The 16,653-nt window shown below is 58.7% G+C and carries 16 protein-coding genes and 1 tRNA gene; 3 read left to right on the top strand and 14 right to left on the bottom strand.

Annotation, left to right across the window (positions count from 1 at the left end; all coding sequences use genetic code 11):
* Positions 1–153: 153 nt before the first annotated feature.
* The 8 genes from ACL2XQ_RS21750 to xerD all read right to left on the bottom strand — a co-directional run bounded on the left by ACL2XQ_RS21750 (position 154) and on the right by xerD (position 8,149).
* On the bottom strand, positions 154–264 hold the full coding sequence (locus tag ACL2XQ_RS21750) for a POTRA domain-containing protein (RefSeq protein ID WP_413721403.1): 111 nt from the start codon (positions 262–264) through the stop codon (positions 154–156).
* Between the two features lie 48 nt (positions 265–312).
* Entirely contained in the window at positions 313–807 is a 495-nt protein-coding gene (locus ACL2XQ_RS21755) for a hypothetical protein (RefSeq protein ID WP_413739690.1), read from the bottom strand.
* Between the two features lie 890 nt (positions 808–1,697).
* Positions 1,698–1,771, bottom strand: a tRNA-Gly gene (locus tag ACL2XQ_RS21760).
* A 223-nt stretch (positions 1,772–1,994) separates the two neighbouring features.
* Positions 1,995–3,515 carry a lysine--tRNA ligase gene (gene lysS / locus ACL2XQ_RS21765; protein WP_410013618.1) on the bottom strand — a complete coding sequence of 507 codons (1,521 nt, stop codon included), beginning with the start codon at positions 3,513–3,515 and terminating at the stop codon, positions 1,995–1,997.
* Between the two features lie 9 nt (positions 3,516–3,524).
* A protein-coding gene (prfB, locus tag ACL2XQ_RS21770) for a peptide chain release factor 2 (protein ID WP_410013617.1) occupies positions 3,525–4,623 on the bottom strand; the annotation gives its coding sequence in 2 pieces (ribosomal slippage) (positions 3,525–4,547 and positions 4,549–4,623; 1,098 coding nt in all).
* Between the two features lie 85 nt (positions 4,624–4,708).
* Entirely contained in the window at positions 4,709–6,445 is a 1,737-nt protein-coding gene (recJ, locus tag ACL2XQ_RS21775; RefSeq protein WP_413739691.1) for a single-stranded-DNA-specific exonuclease RecJ, read from the bottom strand.
* Positions 6,446–6,450: 5 nt separating this feature from the next.
* Entirely contained in the window at positions 6,451–7,155 is a 705-nt protein-coding gene (gene dsbC / locus ACL2XQ_RS21780; RefSeq protein WP_410013615.1) for a bifunctional protein-disulfide isomerase/oxidoreductase DsbC, read from the bottom strand.
* A 79-nt stretch (positions 7,156–7,234) separates the two neighbouring features.
* Entirely contained in the window at positions 7,235–8,149 is a 915-nt protein-coding gene (gene xerD / locus ACL2XQ_RS21785) for a site-specific tyrosine recombinase XerD (RefSeq protein ID WP_410013614.1), read from the bottom strand.
* A gap of 99 nt (positions 8,150–8,248) precedes the next feature.
* Here xerD and fldB point away from each other — a divergent pair, with 99 nt between their 5' ends.
* Positions 8,249–8,767, top strand: a complete 519-nt coding sequence (gene fldB / locus ACL2XQ_RS21790) for a flavodoxin FldB (protein ID WP_413729491.1) — start codon at positions 8,249–8,251, stop codon at positions 8,765–8,767.
* A gap of 31 nt (positions 8,768–8,798) precedes the next feature.
* On the opposite strand, the gene ACL2XQ_RS21795 is transcribed toward fldB, so the two are convergent.
* Positions 8,799–9,218: a protein YgfX gene (locus ACL2XQ_RS21795; RefSeq protein ID WP_410013612.1), complete on the bottom strand. Its 420-nt coding sequence runs from the start codon at positions 9,216–9,218 to the stop codon at positions 8,799–8,801.
* Positions 9,199–9,465, bottom strand: coding sequence for an FAD assembly factor SdhE (gene sdhE / locus ACL2XQ_RS21800; RefSeq protein ID WP_410013611.1), 267 nt, complete (start codon positions 9,463–9,465; stop codon positions 9,199–9,201). The genes ACL2XQ_RS21795 and sdhE overlap by 20 nt, the downstream gene beginning before the upstream one ends.
* Positions 9,466–9,681: 216 nt before the next feature.
* Between sdhE and ygfZ the strand changes: the two genes are divergently transcribed.
* Positions 9,682–10,665: a tRNA-modifying protein YgfZ gene (ygfZ, locus tag ACL2XQ_RS21805; RefSeq protein WP_410013609.1), complete on the top strand. Its 984-nt coding sequence runs from the start codon at positions 9,682–9,684 to the stop codon at positions 10,663–10,665.
* 117 nt (positions 10,666–10,782) lie between these two features.
* Here the strand turns inward: ygfZ and trhA are convergent, their stop codons facing one another.
* Positions 10,783–11,430: a PAQR family membrane homeostasis protein TrhA gene (trhA, locus tag ACL2XQ_RS21810; protein ID WP_413739692.1), complete on the bottom strand. Its 648-nt coding sequence runs from the start codon at positions 11,428–11,430 to the stop codon at positions 10,783–10,785.
* A gap of 246 nt (positions 11,431–11,676) precedes the next feature.
* Here trhA and ACL2XQ_RS21815 point away from each other — a divergent pair, with 246 nt between their 5' ends.
* The gene (locus tag ACL2XQ_RS21815) at positions 11,677–12,285 is read left to right on the top strand and encodes an HD domain-containing protein (protein ID WP_413731979.1); all 609 of its coding nucleotides are present in this window, start codon (positions 11,677–11,679) and stop codon (positions 12,283–12,285) included.
* Here the strand turns inward: ACL2XQ_RS21815 and ACL2XQ_RS21820 are convergent.
* The 3 genes from ACL2XQ_RS21820 to mntR all read right to left on the bottom strand — a co-directional run bounded on the left by ACL2XQ_RS21820 (position 12,203) and on the right by mntR (position 16,401).
* A complete protein-coding gene (locus ACL2XQ_RS21820) occupies positions 12,203–14,419 on the bottom strand; it encodes a YgiQ family radical SAM protein (protein ID WP_413739693.1) in 2,217 nt (738 codons plus the stop codon). The two genes, ACL2XQ_RS21815 and ACL2XQ_RS21820, sit on opposite strands and share 83 nt — an antisense overlap.
* 118 nt (positions 14,420–14,537) lie before the next feature.
* Positions 14,538–15,743: a zinc metallochaperone GTPase ZigA gene (zigA, locus tag ACL2XQ_RS21825; RefSeq protein ID WP_413740540.1), complete on the bottom strand. Its 1,206-nt coding sequence runs from the start codon at positions 15,741–15,743 to the stop codon at positions 14,538–14,540.
* A gap of 187 nt (positions 15,744–15,930) precedes the next feature.
* The gene (gene mntR / locus ACL2XQ_RS21830) at positions 15,931–16,401 is read right to left on the bottom strand and encodes a manganese-binding transcriptional regulator MntR (RefSeq protein ID WP_413721412.1); all 471 of its coding nucleotides are present in this window, start codon (positions 16,399–16,401) and stop codon (positions 15,931–15,933) included.
* Positions 16,402–16,653: the final 252 nt, after the last annotated feature.

Here is a 16,653-nt window from a genome sequence, read left to right on the forward strand (position 1 = left end):
CCAATGGAGTTTTTGACCACGCGACCATGGATTTCAAGTCAACTTATTGCGCCAGGTAATGCCTTTGTCGCCGGATATTTTTTTTCCCCTGCAAATCCACGGATGGTGTAGCGCCAGACAATCCTGTTTCGTCAATCGCTGGTAACGTCCCGATCACCAGGTATAATCTTTGATATCGGCATTAGCGTTGTACACATCGGTAAAATTCTCCAACGCTTGTTCGATATCGCGCAGGTTAAGGATATCTCCTGTAACTGACGGCATGGCATTCCATAATCTGGCGCGGTAAGACACGGCCCGACAAACTGGATTTTAGCAATGCGTATGGGCTGAAGCGTTAGCGCCAATATCCCTTGAGTAATATCTTAATTCTGCGCCATAACGCGCGTGGTCACATGCCCATGATCTATTTTGTATTTTGTCGATAGCCAGCCGGCTGCCCTTTGCTCCCAAGCAAGGTCCTTTCGCTTTTTTGGCAGCGTCAAGCGCCCATTGAAAATGTCTGGCGGTATCCCCTTCTAATTTGATGGTGTTGATAGTGAAACAAGGAGATTCATTAGCTGGGTAATCAGGCAATAAAACATTTGCGCGGGTGAGCCGAATGTCTCTTTTCGGAAACAAATGCTGCTGAAAAACCCGTTCCCACTCCAAGTGCCGAGTTTGCTCCTGAGCGTCAAACGAAGCAGAAATGTCCTTTGTCGGGAATGCGTGTATACTGGCTAACGCAAGCGCTGAATGTTGAACAACCAAGAAGAAAACGCCAGATCTAAAGGCGTGGATCAGAAAGTTATATTGGATACAATTCATCCCTGTACACCTCAATCAATTCCAATAAGCATAAGACACGCCTTCCGGTGCGGATTATTCGGTAGAAAATTTACGATTCCCTTTTAATGGCTTTTTTAAGGGTGTGTTTTCCTACGCCGCGTGATTACGGTTTAATCCGCAGTTTATCAACTCACTATTGCAGTTTCCGGGAGCAGACACCCTTGCTCGTTCCCGGCAGTTAACCTGCGAATATTGTCTGCAAGCGCATCAAGGCCATCGTTGTAGGACAATGCTTAGATTATAACGGTGAGAATAAATAGCGTTATAAATTACAATCATTTGTACTATCATGCTTATAAAAAATATACACATATCTTAAGTAAATACAGTGTGATTACAATAACGCCAGTTTAAACAGAATGCGTTTTAGTTTAGAAAAGGGATAATAATACATTATTATGCTGCTGCATTTAAAAATAGCGATTATGATAATGTTAGTATTGTTTAACCATGCGACTGGAGAATAGGCAGCATGTGTTCGCAAACTACGCCTTTAGGTTATTCATCAATGCTTTTCATGGGCGCGTGCAAGCGAACATTTCATCAATTCGGACGGTTCAGTCTATGCGACCAAGACGATTTATCATATTCCTCTATAGACTTCGACCGTGTCGTGCCGGAATTTAAGACCCATCCTTCACGCTGGAACAACCATATCCATTTGAACAGGTGCTTGTCATTCCCGTTATGGCGGTGAGCGACGTCGACGCTGATGCGTCGTGCTGTCGGGCAAGCTAAACCAGCGTTAGCTATAGCCCTGATCGTTTCATCATTCGCGTGTGACCCGGTTCGCCGTTTTTGACAATCTATACAAGGGTGCAAACAAAGCCTGGAGAGTAAGAGGAGAAGCGAGATGCAGATATATTTTTTGGAGCGGGTGAAGGGAATCGAACCCTCGTATGCAGCTTGGGAAGCTGCCGTTCTACCATTGAACTACACCCGCACGGCCGCGCTCGGGGAAAGCGCGAGAGGCATTATAACCTTATGCCGGTGCCTGGCAAGCGGTGCGGCGATTAACTGCGTGAGTTTTAAGCGGTTATCCCTTAATAAAAAACGGCGCCCCGGGATGTTGGCGCGCAACCAACATTCAAGGCGCCGTTTAGCTGCTGCCTGCGGGGCGTTAAGCCCGCCGGCCCAGGTCATTGACCGGCTGGGGTACCGGCCCGTTATTTCTGCGGGCGCAGCGCCGGGAACAGGATCACGTCGCGGATGGTGTGGCTGTTGGTAAACAGCATCATCATACGGTCGATACCCACGCCCAGTCCCGCCGTCGGCGGCATGCCGTGTTCGAGGGCGATAACGTAGTCCTCGTCGTAGAACATGGCTTCGTCGTCGCCGGCATCCTTGGCGCTGGCCTGTTCGGCAAAACGCGCCGCCTGGTCTTCGGCGTCGTTCAGCTCCGAGAAGCCGTTGCCGATTTCGCGGCCGCCGATAAAGAACTCAAACCGGTCGGTGAAGAACGGGTTTTCATCGTTACGGCGCGCCAGCGGCGAGACCTCGGCCGGGTATTCGGTGATAAAGGTCGGCTGGATCAGGTGGCTTTCGGCGGTTTCTTCAAAAATCTCGGTCTGGATACGGCCCAGGCCCCAGCTTTTTTCGATCTTGATGCCGAGCGACGCGGCGATGGCGCTGGCCTGCTCCAAATCGTCCAGATGGGCGGCAACGGTTTCCGGGCGGTAATGGCAGATGGCTTCGCGCATGGTCATCTGGGTAAAGGGTTTGCCGAAATCAAAGGTCTGGTCGCCGTACTGTATTACGCTTGTGCCCAATACCCGCTCGGTCAGGGTGCGGAACAGTTCTTCCACCAGCACGATGAGATCGCGGTAATCCGCATAGGCCATATAGAGTTCCATCATGGTGAACTCGGGATTATGGCGCGGCGAGATGCCTTCGTTGCGGAAGTTGCGGTTGATCTCGAACACCCGTTCAAACCCGCCGACCACCAGGCGCTTGAGGTACAGTTCAGGCGCGATGCGCAGGAACATATCGATATCCAGCGCATTATGGTGGGTAATAAACGGCCGGGCGGCGGCGCCGCCGGGAATGCTTTGCATCATCGGCGTTTCCACTTCCATAAAGCCTTTATCCACCATAAAGCGGCGGATTTCCGCCATGATCTGCGAGCGCACTTTAAAGGTGTGGCGGGAGTCGTCGTTGGCGATCAGGTCCAGGTAGCGCTGGCGATAGCGGCTTTCCTGATCCACCAGGCCGTGGAATTTATCCGGCAGCGGGCGCAGGGCCTTGGTCAGCAGGCGCAGTTCTGTGCAGTGGATCGACAGTTCGCCGGTCTTGGTCTTGAAGACTTTGCCGCGCGCGCCGAGAATATCGCCCAGGTCCCATTTTTTGAACTGGTCGTTATACAGGCCTTCGGGGAGTTCGTCGCGGGCGACGTACAGCTGGATGGTGCCGCCGACGTCCTGCAGGGTCACAAAAGACGCCTTGCCCATGATACGGCGGGTCATCATGCGCCCGGCGATGCTGACCTCGAGCCCCAGTTCCTGTAGTTGTTCGTTGCTGTGTTCGTCATAGGCGGCATGCAGCGTATCGGACGTGGCGTCGCGGCGAAAATCGTTGGGAAAAGCATTGCCCTGCGCCCGCAGCAGCGCCAGTTTTTCACGGCGCGCCGCGAGTTCGTTATTGACATCCGTCGCCTGCGGGGCACCGCCCTGTGATTGTGATTCAGACATCTTGGTTCCTCATAGCCCGGCTTTAAGGCTTGCTTCGATAAATTTATCCAGATCGCCATCCAGTACCGCCTGCGTATTGCGTGTTTCCACGCCGGTGCGCAAATCCTTGATACGGGAATCGTCCAGGACGTAAGAGCGGATCTGGCTACCCCAGCCGATATCGGACTTGGTGTCTTCCAGCGCCTGCTTTTCGGCATTTTTCTTCTGCAGTTCAAACTCGTACAGCTTGGCCTTTAACTGCTTCATCGCCTGTTCTTTATTTTTATGCTGCGAGCGGTCGTTCTGGCACTGGGTGACGATATTGGTCGGCAAATGGGTAATACGCACCGCGGACTCGGTGCGGTTTACATGCTGGCCGCCGGCGCCGGAGGCGCGGTAGACGTCGATGCGCAGGTCCGCCGGATTGATTTCGATATCGATATCGTCATCCACTTCCGGGTAGGCAAAGGCGGAGCTGAACGAGGTATGGCGGCGGCCGCCGGAGTCGAACGGGCTTTTGCGCACCAGGCGGTGCACGCCGGTTTCGGTGCGCAGCCAGCCGAAGGCGTATTCGCCGATGACCTTGATGGTGACCGATTTAATGCCGGCCACTTCGCCATCGGATTGTTCGATAATTTCGGTTTTAAAGCCGCGGGCCTCGGCCCAGCGCAGGTACATGCGCAGCAGCATGCTGGCCCAGTCCTGGGCTTCGGTGCCGCCGGATCCGGCCTGGATATCCAGGTAGCAGTTGGCGCTGTCGTATTCGCCCGAGAACATGCGGCGGAACTCCAGCTGGGCCAGTTTGGCCTCCAGCTGATCGAGCTCGGCGATAGTGTCGTTAAGGGTTTCCTCGTCGTCTTCCTCCACCGCCAGTTCCAGCAGGCCGGACACGTCGTCCAGTCCGCGGGTCATCTGATCGATGGTGTCGACGATGGCTTCAAGGGAGGCGCGTTCCTTGCCTAAGGCCTGGGCGCGCTCGGGGTCGTTCCAGACATCGGGCTGTTCCAGGTCGGCGTTGACTTCTTCCAGGCGTTCGCGCTTGAGATCGTAGTCAAAGATACCCCCTGAGAACTTCCGTCCGTTCAGACAGGTCCTGGATGCGGTTTTTTACCGGATTAATTTCAAACATGAGTTCAGTTAGCTCGTAAAGAAAAGATAGGCATATAAGCCCGGTATTCTAACGGATCCGCACCCCGGTGTGTAGCATATTGCGCTTACAGCGGCCAGAGATGCTGGATTAATAATTGCACCGTGCGGTTGCCGCGATATTCGTTCACGTCCAGCTTGTAGGCGAGTTCCACCAGACGCACGCTGTTGTCGGGCCAGAGGGTGTTATCGACATTAAAGGCAATGCCGTCCAGCAGCGGGCCGCCGGCCACCGGCTCGACCATCAGCTTCAGGTGCTTGTCTCCCACCAGCTTTTGTTGCAGCACGCGGAATTTGCCGTCGAACAGCGGTTCCGGAAAAGCCTGGCCCCAGGGGCCGCCGTCGCGCAGGATTTCGGCGGTGGCCAGGGACAGTTCGCCGCCGCCCAGTTCGCCGTCGGACCAGATAATGCCGTCAAGCAGCGCCGGATCCAGCCATTCGTTGACCAGTTCGGCAAAACGCAGGCGAAAAGGCTCAAACTGCGAGGCGTCCAGGGACAGGCCGGCCGCCATGGCATGGCCGCCGAATTTCATGATCATGCCGGGATGCAGCGTATCGAGTCTTTCGAGCAGGTCGCGCATATGCAGGCCCGCCACCGAGCGGCCCGAGCCTTTCAGGATGCCGTCGCCCGCCGGGGCGAAGGCGATGACCGGGCGGTGGAAACGCTCCTTGATGCGCGAGGCCAGGATGCCCACCACGCCCTGGTGCCATTCGGCGTGATAGATAGCCAGGCCATAGGGCATTTCGTTTTGGTTCAGTTCCATCTGGCCGCACAGCGCCAGCGCCTCCACTTCCATGCCCTGCTCGATTTCGCGCCGGGTCTGGTTAAGGGCGTCCAGTTCCCCGGCAAGCCCGCGCGCCTGCGCCAGGTCGTCGGTCAGCAGCAGCGCCACGCCCACCGACATATCGTCCAGCCGGCCGGCGGCGTTGAGCCGCGGCCCGAGGGCAAAACCCAGATCGCCGGCGCTGAGCCTGGCGGTATCGCGGTTGGCGACCTCCGCCAGCGCCCGGATACCGGGACGGCAGCGGCCGGCGCGGATGCGGCTGATGCCCTGGTGCACGAGAATGCGATTATTGGCGTCCAGCGGCACCACGTCGGCAACGGTGCCCAGCGCCACCAGATCCAGCAGTTCGGCAAGCTTGGGCACCGGGATATTTTTTTGCGCAAACCAGCCGCTGTCGTTGAGCCGGGCGCGCAGCGCCAGCATCAGGTAAAACGCCACGCCGACCCCGGCCAGGGATTTAGAGGGGAAAGCGCAGCCGGCCAGGTTGGGATTAACGATGGCGTCGGCGTCCGGCAGGGTGTCCCCGGGCAGGTGGTGGTCGGTCACCAGCACCGGGATGCCGTGTTGATGGGCCAGATCGACCCCCGCATGCGACGAGATGCCGTTATCCACCGTAATGATAACCTCGGCGCGGCGCGCCAGCGCCTGCACCACCACCTCGGGGCTAAGGCCGTAGCCGTCCTCGAACCGGTTCGGCACCAGGAAATCCACATGGCCGGCGCCCATCTGCCGCAGCGCCATCACCATCAGCGCGGTGCTGGTGGCGCCGTCGGCGTCAAAATCGCCCACCACCATCAGGCGGCGTTCGTCAGCCAGGGCGCGTACCAGCAGATCCACCGCGCTTTCGATACCGTCCAGTTGCCCATATGCCAGCAGCCCCTTGACGCCGCGCTCCAGCTCGCCGGCGCCTTTGACGCCGCGCTGCGCATAAAGACGGCGCAGCAAAGGATGGATATCCAGTGCACGCAGTCCTTCGGCGCTTGCCTGCGGGCGGCGGCGCAGTTCGGTTTTGATTTTCACCGCCGTCAGCCGCCCGCCTGCTGCTGATCGAGCATCGCCGCCATTTCCTTCGGGCTTTGATAGCCCGGCACCATGGCGCCGTTGTCCAGCAGCACCGCCGGCGTGCCCTGGATGCCGTATTGCACGCCCAGCTGGTAATGTTTGCTGATATCGGTATTGCAGGCGGCGGCGGGCACCGGGTCGCCGTTCATGGCTTTATCAAAGGCGGCATTGGGGTTGGCGCTGCACCACACCGAGACCATGTCTTTTTCCGCCTGGGAATTGAGCCCCTGGCGCGGGAACGCCAGGTAGCGCACGGTAATGCCCAGCCCGTTGTAGTCTTTCATCTGCTCGTGCATCTTGTGGCAATAGCCGCAGGTGATATCGGTAAAGACGGTAATGACATGTTTTTGCTGCGGCGCTTTATAGACGATCATCTGGTTTTGCAGCGCGTCCAGCCGTTTGCCCAGCAGCTGGTTGGTCACATTGACCGGCTGGCTGCCGCCGACGTCGTACATCGGACCCTGGATGACGTGTTTGCCGTCGTCGGAGACATACAGCACGCCGCTTTCGGTCAGCACGGTTTTCAGCCCCGCCACCGGCGCGGGCTGGATTTCCGCTTGATGCACCCCCAGGCGCGCCAGGGAGTGCGTAATGGCGGCGTCATCGGCGCAGGCCAGGCGGGAAAGCGACAGCGCCGCAAAAGAAAGCAATACCAGGCTCGGTTTCATTGTCAGTCCTTATCTCTTGATCCTAAATGGGTCTTGTTGGTTTATGCCACGCAGGTGGTGATCAATACGTTAATCCCCGTCAGGCCCGGGGATGATGCTGCTGATGAATCAGTTTAAGACGTTCGGTTGCGACATGCGTGTAAATCTGGGTGGTGGACAGGTCGCTGTGGCCCAGCAGCAGTTGCACCACGCGCAGGTCCGCGCCGTGGTTAAGCAGATGCGTAGCGAACGCATGGCGCAAAACATGGGGGGAGAGCCGCTCGCTGTCGATACCCGCCAGGATCGCATAATGCTTGATGCGATGCCAGAAGGTCTGCCGGGTCATTTGCCGGCTGCGGTTGCTGGGGAACAAGACGTCGGCGCTCTGGCCGTTCATCAGCCAGGGACGGCCGTGCTCCAGGTAATATTCCACCCAGTATACCGCCTCCTCGCCCAGGGGCACCAGCCGCTCCTTGTCCCCTTTGCCGGTAACCCGCACCACGCCCTGGCGCAGGCTGACATCGCTCATGGTCAGGCCCACCAGCTCCGAAACGCGCAGGCCGGTGGCGTAAAGCACCTCCAGCATCGCCTTGTCGCGCACTTCGATGGGCTGGTCCAGCACCGGCGCGTTGAGCAGCGCGCCGACCTGGTCCTCGCTGAGCCCCTTGGGCAGGCGCTGCGGCAGCTTCGGCGCCGCCAGCGCGGCGCTGGGGTCGTCGTCACGCGCTTTTTCACGGTACAGGTACTGGAAAAAGCGCCGCATGGCGCTCAGCAGGCGGGCGGAGCTGGTGGCCTTATAGCCGTGCTCCAGGCGGTCGGCCAGGAACGCTTGCAAATCCGCCGCGCCGGCGGTTTGCAGGTCCGTCTGGCGGGCGGCCAGCCAATCGGCCAGGGCCTGCAAATCGAGACGGTAGGCCGACAGGGTGTTTTCGGCCAGGTTGCGCTCCAGCCACAGGGCATCGAGAAACTGCTCGATCCAGGGGTTGTTCGATCCTGGGTTATTCTGCTGCTGCATCTGGGCCCCCGGTGTTTTTCATGCCTGCATTATGCCTGATTACGCGGTGAATCTGGTACACTTGATGACATAGATTGAAGGTCAAGAGTATGAGTAAAGATGAAAGTCGGTTTATTTTATGGCTCCAGTACCTGCTATACCGAAATGGCGGCGGAGAAAATCCGCGATATCCTGGGTCCGGATCTGGTCGACCTGCATAATATCAAAGAGGTGCCGCCAAGCCGCATGGCAGAGTATAACGTGCTGATCCTCGGCATCCCCACCTGGGATTTCGGCGAAATCCAGGAAGACTGGGACGCCGCCTGGTCGCAGTTGTCCGATCTGGACCTGTCGGGCAAGATTATCGCCCTGTACGGCATGGGCGATCAGCTCGGCTACGGCGAGTGGTTTCTGGACGCGCTGGGTTATCTGCATGATGTGCTGGCGCCGCGGGGCGCCACCTTTATCGGTTTCTGGCCCACCGCCGGTTATGAATTCACCAGTCCAAAGGCATTGGCCGCCGACGGCGAGCATTTTGTCGGCCTGGCGCTGGATGAGGTGAATCAGTACGATTTAAGCGAGGAACGCCTGCAGCTGTGGTGCGAGCAGATCCTGAACGAAATGGCGGCGCTGCTTTAGCCTTCAGCATTGCGCCAAGGCCGGTCCGGCGTTAATCCAGCGTTTCCTGTGAGCCATGATGCAGCAGCGCCTGGCGCAGGCTGCGCCACTCGCGCTGGCCCATGCAGTCCGCGGCCAGCCACAGGCGGCGCTTTTTTTTGCCCCCCACCTGGCGCAGGCGCAGCAACACCCCGCCTTTAAGCAGCCAGGGTTTGCCCACAACCGACCATTCCTGCTGATGCCAGCGGATATGCCGGTCGCTTTGCAGCACCAGCTCTCCCCGGCAGGCCATGATATTCCTCTGGCTGCGGATGCATTCAAACACCACAAGCGTTATCAGCGTAACCCAGACCAGGCCGTAATTTTCCGGCCACGGCGACAGCAGGATCACTAGGGTCAGGATCCCATGAACCGCCAGCGAAAAAATCTGCGTGCGCCAGGAGACCCGTATGTCACATCGCCAGAGGGCCACGGGCTTTATTTCGCTGTTGTATCATGGTTATCATTTTTTTTAATCCGCTGTCCTGGGGTTCGCCATGATTCATCAGCCAATTGAAAAGATCGGGATCGTCGCATTCCAGCAGGCGGACGAACAAGGCTTTGTCATCGTCGCTAAGGGTGTCATAGTCGTATTCAAAAAACGGCATTATGGAGATATCCAGCTCGCGCATGCCGCGGCGGCAGGCCCAGTGGATGCGCGCTTTATTGACGATATCCATTTGTATCTTTTACCTCATTTCCATCCGGCCAGGGCATAGTTTAACCCGTTTCGCGGGTCGGCATTACATAAAACGACACATTTCGACATGTTCCGGCAATTTTTACCGGCACGCATCGCACATTTCGGCACAGCGCCGATGAAATAACCACTTGCAAAGCCTCTTGACTCTTTTACCATTAGGCTATTGTTTTGTCTTACAGGATAGGAGTGTTGCATGACACCTAAAGTTCCTTTTCCGCCGCGTTTACCTTCTCCCTCCAGCCATTTGCCCCTGACGCTGATGTCGCTTGAGGAATGGGCGCTGGTCGGGCTGACCGGGCCGGATACCCTTAAGTACCTGCAGGGCCAGGTCACCACCGATGTGGAGGCTATGGCGCGCGATCGGCATATCCTGGGCGCGCATTGCGATGCAAAAGGTAAAATGTACAGCAATATGCGTATATTCCATCGCGGCGCGGGCATGGCCTATATCGAGCGGCGCAGCGTGCGCGACGCCCAGCTTGCGGAACTGAAAAAATACGCGGTATTTTCCAAGGTCGCCATGACGGCGGACGACGACGCGCTGCTGCTGGGCGTCGCCGGGTTTCAGGCGCGCGCGGCCCTGGCCGGCCTGTTTGCCGCCCTGCCCGACGCCGAACATCAGGTGGTGGAGGACGGTGAAACGTCGATCCTGCATTTCAGCCTGCCCGCGGAGCGTTTTTTACTGGTCACCACCCCCGGCGTCCTGGAGCAACTGCTGCACAAGCTTGAGGGCCAGGCACAGTTGACCGACAGCCGTCAGTGGCTGGCGTTGAATATCGAAGCCGGGTTGCCGGTCATCGACAGCGTCAACAGCGCGCAGTTTATTCCCCAGGCGGTCAACCTGCAGTCGCTCGGCGGCATCAGCTTTACCAAGGGCTGCTATGCCGGGCAGGAGATGGTGGCGCGCGCCAAATACCGGGGCGCCAATAAACGGGCGCTGTACTGGCTGGCCGGTAAAGCCGGCCGCGTGCCGGCGGCGGGAGAAGACCTTGAGCTGCAAATGGGCGATAACTGGCGCCGCACCGGCACGGTACTGGCCGCCCTGCAACTGGAGGACGGCAGCGTCTGGGTACAGGCGGTGCTGAATAACGATCTGGCGGCGGATAGCCGGCTGCGGGTCAAGGACGACGCCGCCGGCGCGCTGGCGATCCAGCCCCTGCCTTATGAAATCGAGTAAAGCAAACCGGCGCCTTTAAGCGGGGAGTGACTGACGCGCCCGGCGGCATAGGCATGGCGCCGGGTGTCGTGTGACTTTGACGGCGTTATCCCTGTTATCCGCGGCCGCCGGGCGGCATTAAATATACAAATAAATCGCCAGGAAATGGCATACGCTGCCGCCCAGCACAAACCCATGCCAGATGGCGTGATTGAACGGGATACGGTTGCAGGCGTAAAAAATGACCCCCACCGTGTAGACCAGACCGCCCACCGCCAGCAGCGTCAGACCGCCCACCGGCAGGCGCTGCGCCAGCTGATAAATCACCACCAGCGATAGCCAGCCCATGGTCAGGTAGGTGATAAGCGATATCACCTCAAAACGATGGGCAAACGCCAGTTTGAACACGACGCCCAGCAGCGCCATGCTCCAGATCACCACCATCAGGCCCTTGGCCAGCGGCGACGCCAGCCCCACCAGCAGGAACGGAGTGTAGGTACCCGCGATCAGCAGGTAAATGGCGCAGTGGTCCATCTTTTTCAGCCAGCGCTTGGCCGGCGGATGGGGAATGGCGTGGTAGAGCGTAGAGGCCAGAAACAGCAGAATCATGCTGCCGCCGTACAAACTGTAGCTGGTGATGGCCGTCACGTCGGCGCCGACATGACCGGCCTGCACCAGCAATAGCACCAGGCCGACGATACCGAAGATCAGGCCGATGCCGTGACTGATGCTGTTGGCGATCTCTTCCGCCGGTGAATATCCCTGAGCTAATAGTTTATTAGCCATACGTAATACATCCTCAATCTTAACTCATTATCATTTTCGCCAACCGCACCAAGCTTAGCTGAGAACCATTCCAGTGTACACGCGTAAGCTGAAAAAATGTTAACGCGCCCTGACGGCGGCGGCGGCGGCGCGCTTCGCACCGTATCGTCCCGGCGGCGATGGGAAACGGCGTGCAGAGAGCGTTCGAAATTGCCGCCGGTTTGGCCTACAATGTGGCGCTTTACGCTAGCGTGGTTAAAAATTGATATGTCTGAACTAACGCCTGAACTCGCCTTCGGCGAACTGACCGAAGTGATCGCTTTTTTAATGGAAATCGACAAGCTTAAAAGCATTCAGCGCCGCACCAAGGTCCTTGGCACCCAGCGTCAGGAAAATACCGCCGAGCACAGCTGGCATTTTGCCGTCGCGGCGATGGCGCTCGCGCCCTATGCGGACGATAACGTCGATATCAACCGGGTGATCCAGATGGCGCTGGTGCACGATATCGTGGAAATCGACGCCGGCGACGTACTGGTTTACGATTTGGTCGGGCGGGCGGCGGTGCATGCCCAGGAAGAAGCGGCCGCCGAACGGCTGTTCGGCCTGCTGCCGGCGCCGCAACGCGGGCATTTCCATCAGCTGTGGCTGGAGTACGAGGCGGGCGAAACGCCCAACGCGCAGTTTGCCCTGATGCTGGACCGGCTGATGCCGGTGCTGATGAACCTGCATAACCGCGGCCAAAGCTGGGTGGAAAACGGCATCCGGCTTGAGCAGGTGCTGACGCGCAACGCCTTTATCGGCGACGTTTACCCTGCCCTTTGGGAACATCTGAAACGCCATCTTGACGCCGCCCATCAGAACGGCTGGCTGAAGTAGCCCGGCCGGACGCCGCCGGCGCGCGCTGGCGCGCCATATCGGTATGCCGGGTCAGGGCGGGACGCGCGCTTCCGCGCGCGGCACGCGGTTCCCCGCCGTCCGCCGCCGGGGAAGGCACCAGGCATTCGCCCCCGCCGCCAATCAGGTGCTTTAGTCCCATCTCTTCCAGCGCGGCGCGGATCAGCGCGGCATTGGCCGGATCGTGGTAACGCAGCAGCGCTTTATGCAAGCGGCGCTGGCGATCGCCGCGCGGCACCACCACCTCTTCGCTCTTATAGTCCACCTTGGCCAGCGGATTCTTGCCGGTGTAATACATGGTGGTGGCGCTGGCCAGCGGCGACGGATAAAAATTCTGCACCTGGTCGAGCCGAAAACGGTTTTTCTTCAGCCATAACGCCAGGTTGACCATATCCACATCGCGCGTGCCCGGATGCGCCGAGATAAAATAGGGAATAAGGTACTGTTTTTTCCCCGCCTCGGCGGAGTAGCGATCGAACAATGCCTTAAAGCGGTGGTAGCTGCCCATGCCCGGCTTCATCATCTTCGCTAAGGGCCCGGCCTCGGTATGCTCGGGCGCAATCTTCAGGTAGCCGCCCACATGGTGCAGCGCCAGTTCCTTGATATAGCGCGGATCCTCCACCGCCAGGTCGTAACGCACGCCGGAGGCAATCAGCACCTTTTTGATGCCTTTGACCGCCCGCGCCCGCCGGTAGAGCGAGATGGTCGGCTCATGATCGGTATCCATATGCGGGCAGATTTCCGGATAGACGCAGGAGGCGCGGCGGCAGGTCTGTTCCGCCCGGGGCGATTTACAGCGCAGCATATACATATTGGCGGTCGGCCCGCCCAGATCGGAAATCACGCCGGTAAACGCCGGCACCGTATCGCGAATGGCCTCGATCTCGCGCACGATGGACGCTTGCGAGCGGCTTTGGATAATACGGCCTTCATGTTCGGTAATCGAACAAAACGAGCAGCCGCCGAAGCAGCCGCGCATGATATTGATGGACGAGTGAATCATCTCATACGCCGGGATGGCCGCCTTGCCGTAGGACGGATGCGGCACGCGCTGGAACGGCAGGGCGAAAACCTGGTCCATCTCCGGGGTGGTCAGGGGAATGGCCGGCGGATTGATCCAGACATAACGATCGCCGTGTTTTTGCATCAGCGCCCGCGCGCAGCCGGGGTTGGTTTCGTGATGCAGGATGCGCGAGGCATGGGCATACATCACCTTATCGCCTTTGACTTTTTCGAACGAAGGCAGCAGCACGTAGGTTTTTTCCCACGGCTTGGGTTTGGCAGCGCGCACCGTTACCGATCCGGCCTGCGGAGCCGGCGCCGCGCCGTCGGCACAGGGCAGGTCGTCGCCATAGGGATTAAGGATCGGTTCGATGCGCCCAGGCTGGTCCAGGCGGGTGGAATCCACCCCGCTCCAGCCGGGCAGCGGCTCCCGGCGCATAATGGCGGTATTGCGCACATCGTTGATGGCGCCGATCGCCTCCCCCGCCGCCAGCCGATGGGCCAGCTCCACCAGCGGCCGCTCGCCGTTGCCGTAGATCAGCATATCGGCTTTCGAATCCACCAGCACCGAGCGGCGCACGGTATCGGACCAATAATCGTAATGGGCGATGCGCCGCAGGCTGGCCTCAATGCCGCCGAGGATCACCGGCACCTCTTTGTAAGCTTCCTTGCAGCGCTGGCTGTAGGCCATGGTGGCGCGGTCCGGACGCTTGCCGCCGACGTTGCCGGGAGTGTAGGCGTCGTCATGGCGCAGCTTGCGGTCGGCGGTATAGCGGTTGATCATCGAATCCATATTGCCGGCGGTGACGCCAAAAAACAGGTTCGGCCGCCCCAGGCGCATAAAGTCGTCCTTGCTGGTCCAGTCCGGCTGGGCAATGATGCCGACGCGAAACCCCTGTGATTCCAGCATGCGGCCGATAATCGCCATGCCGAAGCTGGGATGATCGACATAGGCGTCGCCGCTGATTATCACCACATCGCAGCTGTCCCACCCCAATTGATCCATTTCTGCGCGCGACATCGGCAAAAACGGCGCGATGCCGTAACATTCCGCCCAATAAGGAGGATAGGAAAACAGGCCGCGTTCGGGTTGGATCAGGCTGGTGGACGCCATACAAGCACTCTTTATCTGGTTAATTCGCCGGGCGGCGATTATACGCGTACCCGGCGAAATAAGCAGGGATCTTTATCAGTAGTGCGGGCTTTTCCCGATAAAAGCAGCCAAAGCCAGGTTATGACCATTGCGGAAACGGATCGCCATACCAGAACCACATCTCAGGTCCCTGCGCCATTTCCCGATCGGTCAGCAGACAGGCGTCAAAACCTGCCCTTAAACCCGCCTCATCCATGCCGATTCCGATCAGCACCAGTTCCTGACGGGCATCGCCGACCCCGTCAACCCAGTTGTCGTGAATAAATGCCAGCGTATCGGGATCGCCGGGCCATCGATCGCGGGGTATGGCGGCCCACCAGCAGCCAGCCGGAGCATGCCTGCTGACGCCGCCGGCCTGGGACCATGAACCGGCATGCGCCGGACGGGTGGCCAGCCAGAAAAAACCCTTGGAACGCATCACCCCGGGCCAATCCTTCGCAATCCAGGCGTAGAAGCGCTCTGGATGAAACGGCCGGCGGGCGCGATAGACAAAATGGGTAATGCCGTACTCTTCGGTCTCCGGCGTATGCTCGCCGCGCAGCTCCTTCAGCCAGCCCGGCGCCTGCGCCGCCTGGTCAAAATCAAACAATCCGGTGTTCAGGACGCTATCCAGCGCCACCCGGCCGAATTCAGCCGCTTCGATTTTTGCCCTTGGGTTCAGGCCGCGCAGGATAGCCAACAGGCGCAGGCGTTCGTCTTCGCCGATCAGATCGATTTTGTTCAGCACCAGCACATCGCAGAATTCGATCTGTTCGATCAGGAGATCCACCACCGTGCGCGGGTCCTCCACGCCCAGGGATTCGCCCCGGGATGACAGGCTGTCGCGCGAACCGTAATCGCGCAGGAAGTTGAACGCATCCACCACGGTGACCATGGTATCCAGGCGGGCGACGTGCGACAGGCTCAGGCCGTCGTCATCGGTAAAGGTAAAGGTCTCGGCCACCGGCAGGGGTTCGGAAATACCGGTGGATTCGATGACCAATTGGTCGAATTTGCCCTCTTTCGCCAGCCGGCCGACTTCCAGCAGCAAATCTTCCCGCAGGGTGCAGCAAATGCAGCCGTTGCTCATCTCCACCAGCCTTTCATCCGTTCTGGACAATTCCGCGCCGCCGTCGCGCACCAGTGCCGCATCAATATTCACATCCGACATATCATTGACGATCACCGCCACGCGGCGGCCTTGCCGATTGTTAAGGATGTGGTTAAGCAAGGTGGTTTTACCCGCGCCAAGGAACCCCGAAAGCACGGTTACCGGCAGGGGAACCGATGCACGCCCTTCCCCCATCCGGGTTATGCCGGGCATCTTATCTGTCGCACGCATGTTTCACTCCATCAGTATTGTGGTCGGTAAAAGGGCGGAGAAGTCCGTGTTTATTGGTTATGTTATAACATAACATAACCAATAAAGACTAGAGCTTTCCCGCGTCTTTTGCCTGCGGGACACACAGAAGGAATGGATAAGGTGAAGGCCGTTATTTTTGCCGGGCGGCCTGTTCGGTAAACGCGCGGAAAATGGCCAGCGTTTCCTCGCTGACATGATGCTCCAGCCCTTCGGCATCCAGGCGCGCCGTCTCCGGACTGACGCCCAGCGCCAGCAGGAACGACTCGACCACCTGGTGCCTTTCCCGGCTGCGCGCCGCCAGCGCCTCACCCTCGGGGGTAAGGAAAACGCCGCGATAGGGTAATTGCCGGATTAGCCCCGCCGCGGCCAGCCTTTTCAGCATTTTCGCCACCGTGGGCTGCGATACGCCCAGCCGCGCGGCCAATTCCACCTGGCGGACTTCGCCGAAATCACGGATAAGATCGTCGATCAGCTCCACATAATCGTCCATCAGCTCGGCACGGTGGGCTGCCCTGACCTGAAGGAAACCCTGCGCATGTTCCTGCACATCCACAAGTTGCGTGCTACGGACGGGCATATCCGCTTTTTCAGGGGTGGTCATAGTCCTTCCTCTTGATGTACGGCTGCATAAGGCCATCACCGGCGATGGCGAGGTAAAGCATAGCATTGTTACCAAAGGCGTTGATAAACAAAATAGGCATGCACGGCGCGGCGGTGACGACAAACAGATTAAGTTTGCCTTTGCTATACAGTATAGCTCATGCTATATATGAACATTAAAGCATCACTTGTTAATTATATGCATACAAATGTAATGACGCCCCGGCCGTGCGGACATCGGTAAAAGATGACG

It is taken from the genome of Sodalis sp. RH14 (assembly GCF_047324285.1).
GTDB lineage: Bacteria > Pseudomonadota > Gammaproteobacteria > Enterobacterales > Enterobacteriaceae > Acerihabitans.

Bases quoted from the DNA above. Each gene is read 5' to 3' on its own strand.
- ACL2XQ_RS21750 (WP_413721403.1), bottom strand. From the start codon at position 264: ATGCCGTCAGTTACAGGAGATATCCTTAACCTGCGCGATATCGAACAA.
- ACL2XQ_RS21755 (WP_413739690.1), bottom strand. From the start codon at position 807: ATGAATTGTATCCAATATAACTTTCTGATCCACGCCTTTAGATCTGGC.
- lysS (WP_410013618.1), bottom strand. From the start codon at position 3,515: ATGTCTGAATCACAATCACAGGGCGGTGCCCCGCAGGCGACGGATGTC.
- dsbC (WP_410013615.1), bottom strand. From the start codon at position 7,155: ATGAAACCGAGCCTGGTATTGCTTTCTTTTGCGGCGCTGTCGCTTTCC.
- xerD (WP_410013614.1), bottom strand. From the start codon at position 8,149: ATGCAGCAGCAGAATAACCCAGGATCGAACAACCCCTGGATCGAGCAG.
- fldB (WP_413729491.1), top strand. From the start codon at position 8,249: ATGAAAGTCGGTTTATTTTATGGCTCCAGTACCTGCTATACCGAAATG.
- sdhE (WP_410013611.1), bottom strand. From the start codon at position 9,465: ATGGATATCGTCAATAAAGCGCGCATCCACTGGGCCTGCCGCCGCGGC.
- ygfZ (WP_410013609.1), top strand. From the start codon at position 9,682: ATGACACCTAAAGTTCCTTTTCCGCCGCGTTTACCTTCTCCCTCCAGC.
- trhA (WP_413739692.1), bottom strand. From the start codon at position 11,430: ATGGCTAATAAACTATTAGCTCAGGGATATTCACCGGCGGAAGAGATC.
- ACL2XQ_RS21815 (WP_413731979.1), top strand. From the start codon at position 11,677: ATGTCTGAACTAACGCCTGAACTCGCCTTCGGCGAACTGACCGAAGTG.
- ACL2XQ_RS21820 (WP_413739693.1), bottom strand. From the start codon at position 14,419: ATGGCGTCCACCAGCCTGATCCAACCCGAACGCGGCCTGTTTTCCTAT.
- zigA (WP_413740540.1), bottom strand. From the start codon at position 15,743: ATGGGGGAAGGGCGTGCATCGGTTCCCCTGCCGGTAACCGTGCTTTCG.
- mntR (WP_413721412.1), bottom strand. From the start codon at position 16,401: ATGACCACCCCTGAAAAAGCGGATATGCCCGTCCGTAGCACGCAACTT.